Source organism: Streptomyces sp. NPDC008313 (assembly GCF_042956125.1).
Taxonomy (GTDB): domain Bacteria; phylum Actinomycetota; class Actinomycetes; order Streptomycetales; family Streptomycetaceae; genus Streptomyces.
The window spans coordinates 195677-212539 of record NZ_JBIBFR010000013.1 but is presented as its reverse complement, the minus strand read 5'-3'; the positions used below and the strand labels follow the sequence as shown (position 1 = coordinate 212539).

The 16863-nt window shown below is 74.4% G+C and carries 14 protein-coding genes; 7 read left to right on the top strand and 7 right to left on the bottom strand.

The annotated features are described in order from the left end of the window. The first annotated feature begins 101 nt into the window (after window positions 1-101). From ACFY93_RS19555 to ACFY93_RS19540, 4 genes are all read left to right on the top strand, one after another. Window positions 102-467 (top strand): Rv2175c family DNA-binding protein, encoded by a 366-nt coding sequence (locus ACFY93_RS19555; protein WP_391360383.1) that lies wholly within the window; start codon window positions 102-104, stop codon window positions 465-467. A 185-nt stretch (window positions 468-652) separates the two neighbouring features. Next, window positions 653-1309: a thiamine phosphate synthase gene (gene thiE / locus ACFY93_RS19550; RefSeq protein ID WP_391360380.1), complete on the top strand. Its 657-nt coding sequence runs from the start codon at window positions 653-655 to the stop codon at window positions 1307-1309. A gap of 152 nt (window positions 1310-1461) precedes the next feature. Beyond that, a complete protein-coding gene (metF, locus tag ACFY93_RS19545; RefSeq protein ID WP_391360378.1) occupies window positions 1462-2385 on the top strand; it encodes a methylenetetrahydrofolate reductase [NAD(P)H] in 924 nt (307 codons plus the stop codon). A gap of 56 nt (window positions 2386-2441) precedes the next feature. After that, window positions 2442-3368 carry a hypothetical protein gene (locus tag ACFY93_RS19540; protein ID WP_391360375.1) on the top strand — a complete coding sequence of 309 codons (927 nt, stop codon included), beginning with the start codon at window positions 2442-2444 and terminating at the stop codon, window positions 3366-3368. 63 nt (window positions 3369-3431) lie between these two features. Here the strand turns inward: ACFY93_RS19540 and ACFY93_RS19535 are convergent, their stop codons facing one another. The 4 genes from ACFY93_RS19535 to ACFY93_RS19520 all read right to left on the bottom strand — a co-directional run bounded on the left by ACFY93_RS19535 (window position 3432) and on the right by ACFY93_RS19520 (window position 8987). Continuing rightward, the gene (locus tag ACFY93_RS19535) at window positions 3432-4949 is read right to left on the bottom strand and encodes an FAD-dependent oxidoreductase (protein WP_391360372.1); all 1518 of its coding nucleotides are present in this window, start codon (window positions 4947-4949) and stop codon (window positions 3432-3434) included. 408 nt (window positions 4950-5357) lie between these two features. Further along, window positions 5358-5987: a TetR family transcriptional regulator gene (locus ACFY93_RS19530; RefSeq protein WP_391360370.1), complete on the bottom strand. Its 630-nt coding sequence runs from the start codon at window positions 5985-5987 to the stop codon at window positions 5358-5360. A gap of 35 nt (window positions 5988-6022) precedes the next feature. Further along, window positions 6023-8107: a YhgE/Pip family protein gene (locus ACFY93_RS19525; protein ID WP_391360368.1), complete on the bottom strand. Its 2085-nt coding sequence runs from the start codon at window positions 8105-8107 to the stop codon at window positions 6023-6025. Next, the gene (locus ACFY93_RS19520) at window positions 8079-8987 is read right to left on the bottom strand and encodes an ATP-binding cassette domain-containing protein (RefSeq protein ID WP_391360365.1); all 909 of its coding nucleotides are present in this window, start codon (window positions 8985-8987) and stop codon (window positions 8079-8081) included. The genes ACFY93_RS19525 and ACFY93_RS19520 overlap by 29 nt, the downstream gene beginning before the upstream one ends. A 219-nt stretch (window positions 8988-9206) precedes the next feature. On the opposite strand from ACFY93_RS19520, the gene ACFY93_RS19515 reads away from it, so the two are divergent. From ACFY93_RS19515 to ACFY93_RS19505, 3 genes are all read left to right on the top strand, one after another. Continuing rightward, window positions 9207-9773, top strand: a complete 567-nt coding sequence (locus tag ACFY93_RS19515; protein WP_391360363.1) for an SAV_6107 family HEPN domain-containing protein — start codon at window positions 9207-9209, stop codon at window positions 9771-9773. A gap of 220 nt (window positions 9774-9993) precedes the next feature. Next, window positions 9994-10821, top strand: a complete 828-nt coding sequence (locus ACFY93_RS19510) for a methyltransferase (protein WP_391360361.1) — start codon at window positions 9994-9996, stop codon at window positions 10819-10821. Between the two features lie 274 nt (window positions 10822-11095). After that, complete coding sequence (locus tag ACFY93_RS19505) at window positions 11096-11506, top strand: DUF3040 domain-containing protein (protein WP_391360358.1); 411 nt, start codon at window positions 11096-11098, stop codon at window positions 11504-11506. 343 nt (window positions 11507-11849) lie between these two features. On the opposite strand, the gene ACFY93_RS19500 is transcribed toward ACFY93_RS19505, so the two are convergent. From ACFY93_RS19500 to ACFY93_RS19490, 3 genes are read right to left on the bottom strand one after another with little or no spacing between them, the layout of a single operon-like run. Then, window positions 11850-14249, bottom strand: coding sequence for a transglutaminaseTgpA domain-containing protein (locus ACFY93_RS19500; protein WP_391360356.1), 2400 nt, complete (start codon window positions 14247-14249; stop codon window positions 11850-11852). Then, window positions 14246-15619, bottom strand: coding sequence for a DUF58 domain-containing protein (locus ACFY93_RS19495; protein ID WP_391360353.1), 1374 nt, complete (start codon window positions 15617-15619; stop codon window positions 14246-14248). The genes ACFY93_RS19500 and ACFY93_RS19495 overlap by 4 nt, the downstream gene beginning before the upstream one ends. Further along, window positions 15619-16659 (bottom strand): AAA family ATPase, encoded by a 1041-nt coding sequence (locus ACFY93_RS19490; RefSeq protein WP_391360350.1) that lies wholly within the window; start codon window positions 16657-16659, stop codon window positions 15619-15621. The genes ACFY93_RS19495 and ACFY93_RS19490 overlap by 1 nt, the downstream gene beginning before the upstream one ends. Window positions 16660-16863: the final 204 nt, after the last annotated feature.

Below are 16863 nucleotides of genomic sequence, written 5' to 3'. Positions count from 1 at the left end.
GCGGCGCGGACGGCCGCCCGGCCGGCGGCCACCCGGACCGGAAGCCCGGCCGGGCGGTCCTCGGGTTACCGGCTGTCGGTCCGGGATGGCAGGCTTGTCCCGTGACCGAGATTGACGCAAAGACCGATGCTCTCGTCCCCGCGTGGCTCACCCTCCCCGACATCGCCGAGCAGTTCGGCGTCGAGGTGACCCGCGTCCGGCAGCTGGTCAAGGAGGGCCAGCTCATCGCCGTACGCCGTGGTGAGAACCGCGCGCTGCACGTCCCCGCCGACTTCATCGACGGGGACAAGGTGGTCAAGGGCCTGACGGGCACCCTGACGCTGCTGAGGGACGACGGCTTCTCCGACGAAGAGATGCTGGAGTGGCTCTTCACCCCCGACCCGAGCCTGCCCGGCACGCCCGCGCAGGCGCTGAGCGAGAACCGCGGCACGGAGGTGAAGCGCCGCGCCCAGGCGCTCGCCGTCTGACCGTCCGGCCGACGGCCCGGCCGTGACCCGTCCGGCCCGCTCGTGGCCCGTCCCGGCCGGCCGGGACGGGCCACGAGCGGCCGGACACCGGCCGTGCACACCCACCGCGCCGCCGACGGCGCGCCACACCCGCGGGCGGCGCCCTCGCACGCCGCTGCCCGCATCCACCCCGGGGGGACCTCCGTATGCCCGAAACCGTGACCACCGCCCGCGCGCGGCTCGCCGACGCCCGGCTCTACCTCTGCACGGACGCCCGCGGCCGCCAGGGCGACCTCGCCGAGTTCCTGGACGCGGCCCTGGCCGGCGGCGTCGACATCGTGCAGCTGCGGGACAAGGGCATGGAGGCGGCCGAGGAGCTGGAGCACCTCCAGGTCTTCGCGGACGCCTGCGCGCGCCACGGCAAGCTGCTCGCGGTCAACGACCGGGCGGACGTGGCGCACGCCGCCCGCGCCGACGTGCTGCACCTCGGCCAGGGCGACCTCCCCGTCCCCGCGGCCCGCGCCCTCCTCGGCGACGACGTGCTCGTGGGCCGCTCGACCCACTCCGAGGCGGAGGCCGAGGCCGCCGCCGCCCAGGAGGGCGTGGACTACTTCTGCACCGGCCCCTGCTGGCCGACGCCCACCAAGCCCGGACGCCACGCCCCCGGACTCGGCCTGGTCCGGCACACCGCCGCCCTGGGCACCGGGCGCCCCTGGTTCGCGATCGGCGGCATCGGCCTCGGCAACCTCGACGAGGTGCTCGAGGCGGGCGCCCGCCGCGTGGTGGTCGTACGGGCGATCACGGAGGCGGACGACCCGGGCGCGGCGGCGGCGGAGTTCGCGAAGCGGCTGCGCGGGGCGTAGGGGTGCCGGACACCGCTCCTTTTCCCTCGCTCATGTGCCAGACACCCCCTGGCCGGGGCGCGGCCGTCCGAGGGGTGGACAAGAAAGCGGCAAATCAGGTAAATATCTCCGCTTCGGTTGGGGGTCCGGCGACCGCTGGCTAACCTGCCGGTATGGCCCTCGGATCTGCTTCCACCAGGACTGATCGCGCACGCGCCGTGCGTGACATGCTCGCCGCAGGCAAGACGACCTACTCGTTCGAGTTCTCCGCGCCGAAGACTCCCAAGGGCGAGCGGAACCTGTGGAACGCGCTCCGCAGGGTCGAGGCCGTCGCTCCCGACTTCGTCTCCGTGACCTACGGCGCGGGCGGCTCGACCCGCGCGGGCACGGTCAAGGAGACCGAGCAGATCGTCGCGGACACGACGCTCACCCCGGTCGCGCACCTCACCGCGGTCAACCACTCCGTGGCCGAGCTGCGCAACATCATCGGCCAGTACGCCGACGCCGGGATCCGCAACATGCTCGCGGTCCGCGGCGACCCGCCCGGCGACCCCATGGGGGAGTGGGTGCCGCACCCGCGGGGCCTGACCTACGCGGCCGAACTGGTCCGTCTCATCAAGGAGTCGGGTGACTTCTGCGTGGGCGTCGCGGCCTTCCCGGAGATGCATCCGCGCTCCGCGGCCTGGGACCGCGACGTCGAGCACTTCGTCGACAAGTGCCGGGCCGGCGCGGACTACGCGATCACCCAGATGTTCTTCCGGCCCGAGTCGTATCTGCGCCTGCGCGACCGGGTCGCCGCGGCCGGCTGCGAGACCCCGGTCATCCCCGAGGTCATGCCCGTCACCAGCCTGAGACTGCTGGAACGGCTGCCCGCGCTGAGCAACGCCGCCATCCCGTCCGCGCTGAAAGAGCGCCTCCGCGCAGTCAAGGACGATCCGGCGGCTGTACGCTCCATGGGAATCGAGTTCGCGACGGAGTTCTGCGCGAGGCTGCTGGCCGAGGGAGTACCCGGTCTGCACTTCATCACGCTCAACAACTCCACGGCGACGCTGGAAATCTACGAGAACCTGGGCCTGCACCACCCGCAGCGGGCCTAGACCGGCCGCATCCCGTACGACACACTGCGGAGCGGCCATTGGGGAGAGGGGCGTACATGGGCTGGACGGTCCTCTATATCGCGTTCGGCGTCGTCGCGCTGTGGCTGCTCGGCGAGGTCCTGCTGCAGTACAAGGCGCGGCTGCGCTACCGGCTGCTCGCCTTCGTCGGCTTCCTGGGCGTGGTCCTCGGTGTGCTGATCCCCTCCGTGGTGGTCATCGGCCTCGGGGCGGCGGCGTTCGCGGTGGGCCAGACGTACGTCACGCTCTCCTTCCGCCGCGGCTTCTCGACCGGCTGGGCCATCGGCGCCCGTCCGGGCCCGAGCAAGCGGCGCCGCGGCGAGGCGGAGCACCGGGACCCGACGCTGGAGGTGTCCGGCCTCGAAGCGGCCGGGCCCGGCACGGCGGACCCGGGCGGGTACGAGGACGACGACGACCGCGACGACGTCTTCAGGCCCGCGCAGCCCGCCATGGCCGGCGAGACGACCGCCGTGTACGAGCCGCAGCCCCTGCCCGAGGACACCGGCCAGTACGGCGTCTACAGCGACACCGCCTACGCGGCCGCCTCCGACCCGGCGTACGCGAACCCGGGCCAGAGCCAGGACCAGCAGGCCTACGCGTACGACGGCTACTCCGGGTACGACCAGCAGCAGTACGGCTACGACACCGGTCAGCAGCAGCAGTACGCCGCCTACTCCGACCCGTACGCCGGCGCGCAGACGTACGGCGGCGACACCTCCTACGAGACCGGCTACACCGACCCCGGCCAGTACGGCGGGCAACAGGCGTACGCGCAGGACCAGTACGCCACCGGGAGCTACGGCGGCGAGACCCCGGCCGCCGGCCCCTGGGTCCCCCAGCAGCGCGCCGCCGACGACCAGTACGGCGGCGAACTCCCGCCGGAGCAGCCCTACCCGTACGACCAGAACGGCCAGCAGCAGGGCCAGGGCAACGGCAACGGGTACGACGAGCAGTACCGGTTCTGAGCGCGGTACCGGTTCCGAGCGCGCCGCGCGCGGCCCCGCCGACGGGGCTGCCGCGTCCGTGTCCTACTGCGAGCCCCGGAAGTCCGGTCCCTCCACGATCAGTCCGGCGACCAGCGCCCCCGACATGCCCGCGTGCGGAAGCCCGCCACCGGGGTGCGACCAGCCGCCGACCGTGAACAGGCCCGGCAGGCCCGTGCTGTTCGACGGGTACAGCAGCCTGCCGTCCGCTGCGGCCAGGGCGGGCGGCGGTACGGCGCCACCCTCCGCGCCGGTCGCGTCCGCGACGTCCGACGGCGTACGGACCTCGTGCCACAGCAGACGGTCCGCGAGGTCCGGCACGGCACGCCCGGCGACCGCGAGGACCCGCTCGACGTCCGCCTCCGACACCGCGAGACCCGACGGCACGGTCACGGTCAGCACGACCGCCTCGTGGTCCGCGTCCGGCACGAGCGCCGGGTCGTCGGGACGGGAGACGGTCACGGTGGGCGCGGCCGGGAACCCGGGACGCTCGCCGAAGACGCGGCCCAGCTCCTCGTCGCGGTCCGCCGCGTGCACCACCGTCCGGTGCGCCGTGCCCTCCGGCCGCCCGCCGCGCAGCGCCAGCAGCACGCACAGCCGGCTCGGCGCCGCGCGCCGTGTCGGGACCCTGCCGTCGCCGCGCACCCGCGTGCCGGGGAGCAGCGACTCCAGCACGACGGGGGCGACGCCCGCGACGACCAGGTCGGCGTTTTCGACGGTGCCTTCGGGAGAGCCGTCCCCGGCACCCGCCGCGAGGGCGACGCCGCTCACACGGCCGTCCGACGTGACGATCCCGCCGACGGGGGTGGAGAAGCGGAACTCCACCCTGCGGGCCAGGCACCGCTCGTACACGGCACGCGCCAACTCCCGTACGCCGCCGCGCACATACCAGGTGCCGAAGGCGTGGTCCATGTAGGGCAGCACGGCGGCGCTCGCCGGGGCCGTCCGCGGATCCAGTCCGTACGCGAGCGCGTGACTCTCCAGCAGGGCGGCCAGCCGCGGGTCACGCAGCTCCCAGGCGCCGACCTCGGCGAGCGTCCCGGCCCGCCGGGTGCGCAGGCGCCGCTTGTGCGGCACCGCCGGGTACGGCTCGCGCTCCCCGAGGACCCGCCAGTCCGGCCACAGCGGCTCCTCCAGCAGCGGGCGCCGCGTCCGGTCCCACGCCTCGCGCGCCCTGACCAGAAAGTCGCCCCAGCGCTCGCCCGCTCCCGCGCCGAGCGCCGCGCCCAGCGTGGCGACCACACCCGCCCGCGAGGCGTTCGGCAGCAGGACCTCCGTGCCGTCGGCGAAGACGTGCCGGGCGGCAGGGTCGACCTGGACCAGCTCGACGCGGTCCTCCAGGGACTCCTTGCCGGTCTTGACGAACAGGTCGCGGTGGACCGCCGGAAGCGGCAGCAGCCCCGGACCGGTGTCGAAGCGGAACCCGTCGCGCTCGAACCGGCCCACCGCTCCGCCGTACGTCGCCGCGCGCTCGTACACCACCACCCGGTGGCCCGCGACGGCCAGCCGGGCAGCCGCCGCCATGGCGCCCATCCCGGCGCCGATCACCGCAATCCGTGCCATGCCAGGGACTTTATCCGCCGCCGCTTACGCCGCCGCGACCAGCCCGCCGGCACACCACCGGCCCGGTCCCGAGCCCCCGGCGCGCGGATCTGAGTACGGGTACTCAGTGCCCGAGATGAGTACGCGCGCGGATGGGGCGGAGGGCGGCCGGACGGGAGAGTGGAGGCACGGAAAGGGGCACGGCTCCGGCACCGCCGGCACGGGGCGGCGGAACGGTCCGGCGCCCCCGACCGCTCCTTCCGCCGACGTGTCGGCGGGAGCGAGGCACGGGGGCCCCGCGGCGGACCACCGCACAGGGGATCAACGGGGAGCACGGGGGAGCACGGCGAGCGCCGGTCCGGCACGGCCCGCGGGGACGCGGCCACGGCGGACCGGCGCTTTCGTCGTCCGGACACCGGCCGGCGAGGGTCAGCGGCCGCCGCTCACGCGTCCCTGCAGCAGCCGCGACAGCGCCGAGTGGACGTCGTCGAGGGAGCGCTCCGGCTGGAACGACTGCCAGTCCAGCGCGGCCACCAGGACCATCCCCACCAGCGCCGCCGCCGTCAGCGGGACGTCGATCTCGTCGCTGAGCTCGCCGCTCGCCATCCCCTCCCGCAGCACGTCCTCGACGACCGCGACCGCCTGCTGCCTGACCACCATCAGGGTGGACTGCCAGGCCCGGTTGGTGCGCCACAGCTCGGCCACGTACAGCTGGGTGAAGGCCGGGTAGCGGTCGATGAAGACCAGACCGGCGCGGATCATCGCGTCCAGCGCGTCGACCTTGCTCCCCCCGTCGCGCGCGGTCCGCTCGGCGGCCTCCCGCAGGGATGCGGTGAGGAGTTCCACCCCGTGCCGCAGCAGCTCCTCGAACAGGACGGACTTGCTGGCGAAGTTGTAGTAGACCGTGCCCTTGGCGACGCCGGCGCGCTCGGCGATCTCGTCGACCGTGGTGGCCGAGAACCCCTGCTCGGCGATGAGCGTGACGGCCGCCTCGTAGAGCTTCTGCCGGGTCGCCTCGCGGCGGCCGCCGACGGCGCCCGTGCTGCTGCTGCTTTCCATGGCCCCGATTCTCACAGGACCGGCGGCGTGAACGGTCACAGGCTCAGCTCCGGATGCAGCCGGTCGAGCGTCCACACCTGCTGTCGGCGCGCCGAGAGCGCGGTGAGCGCCAGGGCGCCCGCGGTGAACGCGGCGAGCACGGCACACGCCTCCCAGACCGGCCCGAGGCCCCCGCCGGTGATCAGTCTCCGCAGCGCGTCGACGACGTGGCTCATGGGCAGGAAGGGGTGCAGCACGTTGAAGAAGGCCGGACTGGTCTGCACCGGGTACGTGCCGCCCGCGGACGTCAGCTGGAGCATCAGCAGGGCCAGGACGAGGATGCGCCCCGCCGCCCCGAAGCGCGCGTTCAGCCACTGCACGATCGCCGCGAAGCAGGCGGTCACCAGGAACAGGAAGCCCAGAGTCCCGGCCGCCCGGACCATCTGCAGGCCGATCGCCCAGTGCAGCACGGCCAGCAGCGCCGCCGTCTGGAGCACCCCCAGCACCGCCACCGGCAGCCAGCCCGCCAGGGCGATGCGCCACGCCCCGGCGCCGGCGGCGAGCGCGCGCCGGTTCAGCGGCGGGATCAGCATGTACGCCACCATCGCGCCCACCCACAGGGACAGCGGGATGAAGTACGGGGCGAACCCGGTGCCGTAGTTGGGTGCCTTGTGCAGGTCCTGGGAGGCGAGCCGGACGGGGTCGGCCATGACCCGGGTGCGCAGGTCGCGGTCGTGCTCGTCGTAGTCGGGGATCCGGCCGGCGCCGTCGTGCAGCCCCCCGGCGAGCTTCCCGGAGCCGTCGGCGAGCTTGAACATGCCTCCTTCGAGGTCGTTCGCGCCCGTCTTCAGCGCGCCCACCCCCGTGTCGAGATCGGCGGCGCCCGTCTTGGCCGTGCCGAGCCCGGTGTGCAGCTTCTTCGCGCCCGCGGCGACCTTGCCCGCGCCCGAGTTCAGCTTGTTGATCCTGGAGACGGCGTCGTCGAGGTCCTCGGAGAGGTGCGGGGAGCGGTCGGCGAGCCGCTGGGCCTGCTTCTGCAGCGTCGCGAGGTCGTCGTCGAGCGTGTCGAGGTCGCCGTCCTGGTCGGCGATCAGCGTGTTCAGGTCGTCGGCGACCTTCGCCACGTCCGCCGCGGCCGTCTTCGCCCGCTTCAGGTCGGGGCAGGCGGGGTCGGGGACGGGCAGGTTCTCGCAGCGGGCCCGGTACACGGCAGTGAGCGCGTCGGAGGCCTTGTGGGCGCCCGTCGCGGCCGTCGGCGCCGCCTTCACCAGCGTGTCCAGGTTGTGCCGGACGGCGGAGGCGGAGTCGGCGACGAGCCGCGCCGTGTCGCCGATCGACTTCTCGTTGTCCTTCAGGAACGGGCCCACCTCGTCCGCGACCCCGTTGACCTTGTCCGCCAGCTTCTGGGTGCCCTCCGAGACCTGCCGGGAGCCGTCCTCCAGGTCGCCCGCGCCCTTGTCGAGCCTCCGCAGGCCACCGGACAGCCTGCCGCTGCCCTTCTTGGCCTCCTGGAGGCCGTCGGCGAGGTCCTTCGAGCCCTTCTTCGCCTTCCCGATGCCGCCCGACAGCTTGTCCGCGCCCTCGGCCGCCTTCACGGTCTGCCCGTGGATGTCCGAGAACGAGATGAAGATCCGGTCGAGGAAGGACCGGGAGGCCTTCGTGGACGCCGCCGCGCGCACCTCGCTGAACACCGTCCGGGAGATCTGCCCGACGATGTAGTTGTTCGCGTCGTTCGTCCGCACCCGCAGGGCGCCCGCCTCCGGGGAGTCGCCCGCGCTGGAGGCGATCCGCCGGCTGAAGTCGGCCGGCATGGTCAGCGACAGGTAGTACGTGCCGTCCTCGACCCCCCCGCGCGCCTCGGCCGCGCTCACCTCGTGCCACTCGAAGGTGTCGCTCTCGCGCAGGCCCCGCGTGAGGTCGTCGCCCGCCGCGATCTTCCGGCCCCCGGCGCTCGCCCCCTCGTCGTCGTTCACCAGCGCCACGGGGATGCGGTCGAGACGGTCGTACGGGTCCCAGAAGGACCACAGGTAGAGGGCGCCGTAGAGCAGGGGCAGCAGCAGGAGCGCGGCCAGCGCGGCGCGCGGGAGCCTGCCCCGGCCGAAGCGCCTCAGCTCAAGCGCGGCGAGTCTCGGCGAGCGCATCCGCGGTCTCCTTGTCGTGGTCGGCGTGGTCGGCGTGGTCGGCGTGGTCGATCTGGTCGCCGTGGTCCTGGGCGGGGGGCGGGACGGTCTCTTCGGCGTCGGCGGCCGCTGCGGCGGGTTCGGCGGGTCCGACGGGCGGGGTGTGGGCGGGCCCGGCGTCGTTCCCGTTCCGGGGAGCCGTGGACACGACCGTCACGTCGCCGCCGGGGGCCTCGCTGCACACCGCCACGACCGTGATCCCCGACGCGGCCAGCGACCTCAGCAGCGCCCAGGCCTCGGCCCGCTCGGCGTCCGACAGCTTCAGGTCCACGTCGTCGACGCCCAGCAGCCGCGGGCCGCCGACGAGCGCCATGGCGACGGACAGCCGCAGCGCCTCCAGGCGCTCCAGGTCCCGAACGGCGGTGCGGGTGCCCTTGGGCAGCGTGGACGGGTCGAGTCCGGCGGCGGTCAGCGCGGCCCCGGCCCGCTGCCGGGCCCGCGCCCTCCGCTCGGCACGCGGCCGGGCCAGCTCGCGCAGGGACTCCGTGAGGGACCCCTGGAACCGCCGGCGCAGCAGGGCCTGTTCGAGCAGGTGCTCGCCGACGGTCAGGGCGGGGTCCAGTTCGGTGACACCGGGGACATGGGCGAGCGAGCTGTACCCCCGTACCGTCGCCATGTGCCGGGGCAGCTCCCGGCCGCCCACGGTGGCCCGCCCCTCCGTCGGCCGCATCCGCCCCGTGAGGGCGAGCAGCAGACACGTCCGGCCGCTCCCGGATGGCCCCTCCACCGCGACGAGCGAACCCGGGGCCGCCTCGACGTCGACCCCCCGGAACGCCCAGCCGCGCGGGCCCCTGAGCCCGAACCCCTCGGCGCCGACGGCGACGGCACACGCTTCGCCCACAGCTCTCCCCTCCCGTCCGGCCGTACGGAGCGGGGTGGTCCCACCGCTCCCGGGGCACGGGTGCCCACCCGGCCGGATTTTGAACTGACTGGTCAGTCCAAAAACTAGCCCGAACTCGCGATCGAAGCAAAAGCCCAGGTCAGAACGGATTGTCAGTGCCATACCTCACGATGGGTACATACGGCCACAGTGCCGTCACACGACGACAGGAGGTTCGTCATGGCCAGCTCTTCCGCAGCCGCCGCCCGCCGGCGCCGCGCCACCGGCCCTGCCCCCTCACTGACCGGCCCGGCGAGCGACGTGCACCCCGTGCTGCGCCGCGCCTCGGCGCCGCCCGCCGCCCTCGACCTGCTCACCCAGGCCCGCGCCGCGCTCGACGAGGCGGTCGCCCTGGGCACACCGAACGAGCGCTACGCCATCGCCCACCTCGCCGCCCTGCGCACCGCCGCCGCCGTGCTCGCCGCGCGCGGCCGCCCGGAGAGCACCCCCCGCCGCAGGGCCCGCATCCGCAGCGCCTGGGAAGTGCTCCCGGAGATCGCTCCGGAGCTGACCGAGTGGAGCGCCCTCTTCGCCTCCGGAGCCACCCGCCGGGCCCGCGCCGAGGCGGGCATACAGGGAGCGGCGGGCACCCGCGACGCCGACGACCTGATACGCGACGTGGAGATGTTTCTGCGCCTGGTCGAGCGGATGCTGGTCCCGCAGCCCGTGCTGCCGCTGCCCCGCCAGGAACCCGGCCGCCCTGCCCCCGGGGGAGGCGGCGGCCGCGAGGTGCAGGACGCGGGCTGAGCGGCGGCACCCGCGCTCGCGCCGGACCGGCGGGACGGAGGCCGCCCGCGGTCCGGCCGGACGGCCGTGCGCGCCCCGGTGAGACGGACGTCCGGACAGGGGGGAGGAGGCAATAGGGTGGAGGGCGCCTGAAGTCCTCCCGTCCCTGCCCGGGGCCGGTGGGGCGCCCCGTATCGCGCCGCCGTGCCCAAGGCGGCGCCGCGCCGAGGAGTCAACTGCCGTGTCGGACCCGATGCGCCCGCCCGCCACCCGCCACCAGCCCCCGGCGGCGTCGCTGCGCTCCGACCCCTCCCGGTCCCGCGCCTCCCTCCGCACCGCCGTCGTCTGGCACGTCCTCCAGGACGCCCTCGACCGCCGGGTCAAGGCCACCGGCCGGGAGTCGCTCGACGTGCTCGACACCGGGGGCGGCAGCGGCAACTTCGCGGTGCCCGTGGCCGGCCTCGGCCACCGCGTCACCGTGGTCGACCCCAGCCCGAACGCGCTCTTCGCGCTGGAGCGCCGGGCCGCCGAGGCCGGCGTCGCCGACCGCGTCCAGGGCGTTCAGGGCGACGCGCACGGCCTCTTCGACGTGGTCGAGCGCGGCGGCTACGACGCGGTGCTGTGCCACGGCGTCCTCGAATACGTCGACGACCCCGCGGAGGGCGTCCGCAACGTGGTGGCGGCGCTGCGCCCCGAGGGCGTCCTCAGCCTGCTCGCCGCCGGCCTCGGCGGAGCGGTCCTCGCCCGCGCCCTCGCCGGGCACTTCACGGAGGCCCGGCAGGCCCTGGAGAGCCCGGACGGACGCTGGGGCGAGGCCGACCCCGTACCGCACCGGTTCACCGCCGAACAGCTCACCGCGCTCGTCGAGGGCGCGGGCCTCGACGTCGGCGCCGTGCACGGCGTGCGGGTCTTCGCCGACCTCGTCCCCGGTGTCCTCGTGGACACCGAGCCGAGCGCCAAGGAGGCGCTGCTGGAGCTGGAGGCTGCGGCCGCCGAGCTCCCCGCGTTCCACTCCGTGGCCACCCAGCTCCACGTGCTCGGCGAGACCCGGACCACCGGCCGCGGCTGAGCCTCCGCCGTGACGCGCCGCTGATCAGCGACGGGGCGGCAGATGGAGTACGCCACAGGCCACCCGATCGAGCGCCCGGCGCCGTATGATCGAGGGAGACCGTCCGGCATGACGGGCCGTCCGCTGGGGAATGCACGCTTCAGTGAGTCGGAGTGCCATGGCGGGTTCCGGTTGGTCGATTGGCGTAGAGGGGCGGGTTTCACGGGGGCGATTCCCTGCCTATCCTGAAGGGGACCCCCGGTCGCCCCGGCGACTGCACGATGAGGAGGACTCCGTGCCGCTCTCGGAGCACGAGCAGCGAATGCTCGAGCAGATGGAGCGAGCGCTGTACGCCGAAGATCCCAAGTTCGCGACAGCGCTTGAGGGAAGCGGGCTGCGTACGTACACCCGACGACGGGTCTACCAGGCGGTCGTGGGCTTCCTGGTGGGTATCGCGCTCCTCATGGCCGGAATGGTCGCACAGCAGATCTGGGTGAGCGTGGTGGGTTTCCTCGTCATGCTCGGATGCGCGGTGCTCGCGGTCACCGGATGGCGCAAGGCGCCCAAGCCGGGTGAGCAGCCGGCCACGCCGGGAGCACCCGGTGCGCCGGGCGCCCCCGCGACGAGGCGGCAGGCGCGGCAGCGGCGCTCCATGATGAACCGCATCGAGGAACGGTGGCAGCGGAGGCGGGACGAGCAGGGCTAGGTCCTCCGGACGGCCTCGCGATCGTGTGTGAGGGGCGACCACCCGAGCGGTGGCCGCCCCTCACGCGTACCCCCGGCGCATCGCGCCCGGCGCTCATGCCCCGTGCCCGCCGCCCGGGGGTCTGCGACCTCGTCCGGGCGGGTCGACCCCGTTCGCCCGGGCCTCCGGCCCGTTCGGGCCGGAGATTCCCGCTGCCGCCGCGCTCTCGACCCCGTCCGGGCCGTGATGCTCCCGTTGCCCCGGGGTCCCGCCCCCGTCCAGGCCGGGAAGCCCCGTTCGCCCCGCGGGACGGTGCCCGCGGGGCGACGGGACGGTGGGCGGCGACGGTGGGCGGCGCCCTCGGTCAGGGATTCTCGCCCGCCGCGGGGCGGAGGCGGTTCACCAGGGCCGTCCTCCGGGCGGCCGCGTCGGCGCGGAGGGCGGCCCAGCGGTCCGCCGCCGCCCAGGCCACCCGGACGGCGGAGCGGGGGGCGAACCGTGCGCGCAGCCGCGTACGGCGGCTCACCGCGGAGTGCAGGGCGCGCGCCACCTGCCGGGCGTCCTCGCCGAGCCCCGCCGCCGGGCGCGGTCGCGGGGCGTAGAGCACCTGTTCCACCGCCGCCGCGATCCGGTGCACCGCCTCGGCCGCGGCCGGGTCGAGACGCCCCAGCCGTACGATCCGGGCGGCCGCCGTGCGCGGGGTCAGCGACTCGTCCGGCGGGATGCCGTGGTCCCAGGCCGTGTCGGAGACCTCCTGCCACGCCGCCAGCGTGTACGCGGCCGCGTCCGCCTCGGTGCGGGCGTGCCCGCCGAGCCGTACCGACCGGATCCGCAGCCGCCACAGCATCGGCAGCAGCGGCACGGCGAGCACCGCGAGTCCCGCCAGGGCCAGCCCGAGGATCAGGGGCCACGGCGGTCCGCCGCCGTCCGAGCCCGCCACGGCCTGCGGGGCCTGGCTCTCGCAGCCCTGGAGCCGCTTCTGCTCGGCCGAGCAGCTCTGGTCGGCGGACGGCTCGTCGGAGGGCGCAGCGGCCGCCGAGCGCGAGGGCCGCGGCACGTCCGGGACGTCACCGCCCGGGGTCTGGGTCTGCGTGTACTCCGGGACCGTGCCCCGGTTCGGAGTCGGCTCGAAACGCGTCCAGCCCACGCCCTCGAAGTACAGCTCCGGCCAGGCGTGCGCGTCCCGCAGCCCGACCGACATCGAACCGTCCGCCTTCGGGGAGCCCGGGGTGAAGCCGACCGCGACGCGGGCCGGAATCCCCAGCGTCCGGGCCATCGACGCCATGGCGAAGGAGAAGTGGACGCAGAAGCCCTCCTTGTCCTTCAGGAAGCGGGCGATGGCCGCCGAGCCGCTGCCCACCTGCACCTGGGTGTCGTAGGTGAACCCGCCGTTCACGGCGAAGTAGTCCTGCAGTTTCACCGCGCGCTCGTAGTTGTTGGCCGCGCCGTCGGTGACCTCCCGCGCGGTCTCGGCGACCACCGCGGGCAGCGAGTCCGGGACCTTCGTGAACTCGCGCTCCAGCGTCGCCGGCGGCTCGGGCGCCGCCGCGAGCTGTTCGGCGGTCGGCCGCACGATCAGGCTGGAGACGTCGTACCGCAGGCCCTTGGTGTTCTGGCCGTGGTCACCGACGAGGGTCCGACCGACGGGCTCGTAGCGCCACTTGCCCTCCACGTCCACCCGGCTCGCGGGATACGGCATCGGCAGCCATTCCTGCGCGTACCAGTCGGCCGCCGATATCCGCGTCCTGATCTCCGTCTGCCGGACGTCGCCGCTCAGGCCGTTCGGGGGCGGCAGGGTGCCCGGGACGTCCAGGATGTGCCGCCGGGCCGGCTTCCAGGCGGTGCCGTCGAACTCGTCGAGGGCGACGATCCGCAGGTACAGGTCCTGGGTCTCCTCCGTGTCGGTGCGGTACGACAGGACCTCGCGGTCCTCGTTCACGTTCAGGCTGTCGCGCAGGGACACCAGGGGGTTGACCGCGGAGATCGTGCCGCCGCCCCCGGAGCCCGAACCGACACCGGCGCCCGCGCCGTCCAGCAGCCCGCCGTGCAGGGCGGGCAGCGCGAGCGGCACCACCAGGGCGACGCCCAGCGCGACCGCGCCGATACGCCGTCCGGTACGCACCGGCGCGATCGCGCCCGGCCCCTGGCTCGAGCCGGGCAGCCGGGCGGCGCCGCCGAAGACGCGCCCCCACTGCGAGAGCCGGTCGCGGCTCTCGGCCAGCAGCAGCATCAGATAACCGCTCGCCGCCAGCAGGAACCACAGCCACGAGGCGGCCGAGTCGGAGAGCCCCGCCGCGACCGAGTACAGCGCGAGCAGCGGCAGTCCGGCCGGGGCGGCGCTGCGGAACGTCACCGCCAGCGCGTCCACGGCGAGAGCGATGACCAGGACACCGCCGACCAGCATCAGCCGGATGCCGTCGGTCAGTGGGGCCGGTATGGAGTACCGCCCGACGTCGTCCGTGCCCGCCTGGAACAGCGTCTGGAACTGGTGGAAGACGTCCGGGCCCGGCACGAACCCGGCGACGGCCTGCTGCCGGGCGAAGACCAGCGTCAGCAGCACAAGCGCCACCAGCGCCTGCACCGCCACGGTCAGCGGCCGGGCCAGCGGGACCCTCCGGGCCAGCGCGCCCACACCCGACTGGATCGCGACCAGGATCACCGCCTGCAGGAGCCAGGTCGCCGGGTCGACCAGCGGCAGCAGGGCGCAGGCGGCCATCAGCGTGGCCGCCGCCGCGCACAGCGTCAGCCGCGCGAGCCCGCTCACGAGAGGTCACCCCCCGCCGTGCCGCCCGTCCGGGCCAGCTCCACGCGCTGCCGGTCGGCCTGCCGCCACAGGTCGGCGAGGCTCGCCCCCCGTGGCACCTTCAGGGCGGTCCAGCCCGCCTCGCGCAGCATCCGCAGCCGCTCCTCGCTCGGGTCCGACGGCCCGGGGACATCGGCCGTCTCGCGTGTCCAGGTGTCGCTGTCCAGGAGGAACGCGACCGCTCCGCCGCTGCGCCGCCGCATTCCGGCGAGCACCGACGCCTGCTCCTCGTCCAGATCGCCGAGGAAGGCGATCAGGAGTCCCTCGCTCCCCGCGCCGAGCGCGTCGTGGGCGGAAGCCAGACCGGTGCCGTCCGAATGGTCGATCACGGCGAGGGTGTCCATCATCAGCCCGGCCGCGTCCGCCGACTCCTGGCTCGCGCCCGCGAACCCGTCGGCCCCCTCGCCGGGCACCGAACTCCCCGTGTCCGTCAGCAGCCGCACCGAGAAGCCCCGTTCGAGCATGTGCACCAGCGTCGACGCGGCACCCGAGACGGCCCACTCGAAGGCGGAGTCCGGGCCCGCCCCGTAGAACGCGGTGGCCCGCGTGTCGAGCAGCACCGTGCAGCGCGAGCGCTGCGGCTGCTCCTCGCGGCGGACCATCAGCTCGCCGTAGCGCGCGGTCAGCCGCCAGTGCACCCGGCGCAGGTCGTCGCCGTAGCGGTAGCCGCGCGGGATCACGTCGTCCTCGCCCGCCAGCGCGAGCGACCGCTGCCGCCCGTCGCCGTGCCCCTTGGCCTCGCCGCTCAGCCGGACCGGCGGCAGCGCCTCCACGCGCGGGACGACCGTCAGCGTGTCGTACGACGAGAAGGACCGGGTCAGCTCGCACATCCCGAAGGGATCCGTCAGCCGCAGCTGCAGCGGCCCCAGCGGGTACCTGCCCCGCAGGTCCGAACGGACCCGGTAGGACACCTCGCGGCGCCCGCCCGCCTCCATCCGGTCCAGTACGAACCGGGGCCGCGGACCGAGCACGTACGGCACCCGGTCCTGGAGCATCAGCAGCCCGGTGGGCAGCCGCGAGACGTTGTCCATCCGCAGGTGGACGCGGGCCTCGGACCCGGCGGGCACGCGTCCGGGGGACAGCCGGCGGCTGCCCGCCACGCGGTAGCGGGTGCGGTACAGCACGGTCGCGCAGACCAGCGGCAGCACGGCGAGCAGCAGCCCGACCCGGAGCAGATCGCTCTGCCCCAGGACATAGGCGCAGACGGCGGCGGCGATCCCGGCGGCCAGGAAGGAGCGCCCGCGGGTGGTGAGCCCGGCGAGCGCCGTGCGCAGCCCGCCCCGGTCGCCGCCGCCGTCGTCGTCCGCGTGCGCGGCCGCGGCGGACGTCATCACAGCCTCCGGGGAGGCTGCTGGCCGTAGGCGGGGGTGCCGCGGCCCATCGGGAAGCCGTTCTGCGGCAGGGGAGCGGCGGCGGGGACGGCGGTGCGCTGCAGGATGTCCTGGACGACCTGCTCGGACGTGCGCCGGTTCAGCTGCGCCTGCGCGGTGGGCAGCAGGCGGTGGGCGAGGACGGCCACCGCGAGCGCCTGGATGTCGTCGGGGAGCGCGTAGTCCCGGCCGCTGAGCGCAGCGGAGGCCTTAGCGGCGCGCAGCAGGTGCAGGGTGGCGCGCGGCGAGGCCCCGAGTCTGAGATCGGGGTGGGTGCGCGTGGCCGCGACGAGGTCCACCGCGTACCGCCGCACCGGATCGGCGACGTGCACCGAGCGGACGGCGTCGACCAGCTTGACGATCTCGTGCGCGTGCGCCACCGGCTGGAGGTCGTCCAGCGGGGAGACCCCGCCGTGGACGTCCAGCATCTGCAGCTCGGCCTCGGCACTCGGATAGCCGATGGAGACCCGGGCCATGAAACGGTCGCGCTGTGCCTCGGGCAGCGGGTAGGTGCCCTCCATCTCGACCGGGTTCTGCGTGGCCACCACCATGAACGGGCTGGGCAGCTCGTAGGTCTGCCCGTCGATGGTGACCTGGCGCTCCTCCATGGACTCCAGGAGGGCGGACTGCGTCTTCGGGGACGCGCGGTTGATCTCGTCGCCGATCACGATCTGCGCGAAGATCGCGCCCGGCTTGAACTCGAAGTCCCGGCGCTGCTGGTCCCAGATGGACACACCCGTGATGTCCGAGGGCAGCAGGTCGGGGGTGAACTGGATACGGCGCACGGAGCAGTCGATGGACCGCGCCAGTGCCTTGGCGAGCATGGTCTTGCCGACGCCGGGGACATCCTCGATCAGCAGGTGTCCCTCGGCTAGCAGTACGGTCAGCGAAAGCCGTACGACCTCTGGCTTGCCTTCGATCACTCCTTCCACCGAACTGCGGACACGCTCCACAGTGGCGGTCAGATCTGTAAGGCTCGCTCGATCGTCATAGGTCGTCACCCGGCCCTCCTCGGCCCGTTCTCTCTTACTCCGGGCCGACGCTCTGCGATGCCGACCGGCCCACCCCGGAACACGGACGTCCCGCGGGAGAGGTTCCGCGCGACGTCACCCCCGCATTCTTGTTGCCGTTACCGGTTCGTGTCACTCGCCTGTGGACAACTGCCCGCGCTTTGTCGGTTTGATGCCCTTTCGGGAGCGGCGGAA

Bases quoted from the DNA above. Each gene is read 5' to 3' on its own strand.
- ACFY93_RS19525 (WP_391360368.1), bottom strand. From the start codon at position 8,107: ATGCGCTCGCCGAGACTCGCCGCGCTTGAGCTGAGGCGCTTCGGCCGG.
- ACFY93_RS19540 (WP_391360375.1), top strand. From the start codon at position 2,442: ATGGGCTGGACGGTCCTCTATATCGCGTTCGGCGTCGTCGCGCTGTGG.
- ACFY93_RS19495 (WP_391360353.1), bottom strand. From the start codon at position 15,619: ATGACGTCCGCCGCGGCCGCGCACGCGGACGACGACGGCGGCGGCGAC.
- ACFY93_RS19515 (WP_391360363.1), top strand. From the start codon at position 9,207: ATGGCCAGCTCTTCCGCAGCCGCCGCCCGCCGGCGCCGCGCCACCGGC.
- ACFY93_RS19530 (WP_391360370.1), bottom strand. From the start codon at position 5,987: ATGGAAAGCAGCAGCAGCACGGGCGCCGTCGGCGGCCGCCGCGAGGCG.
- thiE (WP_391360380.1), top strand. From the start codon at position 653: ATGCCCGAAACCGTGACCACCGCCCGCGCGCGGCTCGCCGACGCCCGG.
- ACFY93_RS19535 (WP_391360372.1), bottom strand. From the start codon at position 4,949: ATGGCACGGATTGCGGTGATCGGCGCCGGGATGGGCGCCATGGCGGCG.
- metF (WP_391360378.1), top strand. From the start codon at position 1,462: ATGGCCCTCGGATCTGCTTCCACCAGGACTGATCGCGCACGCGCCGTG.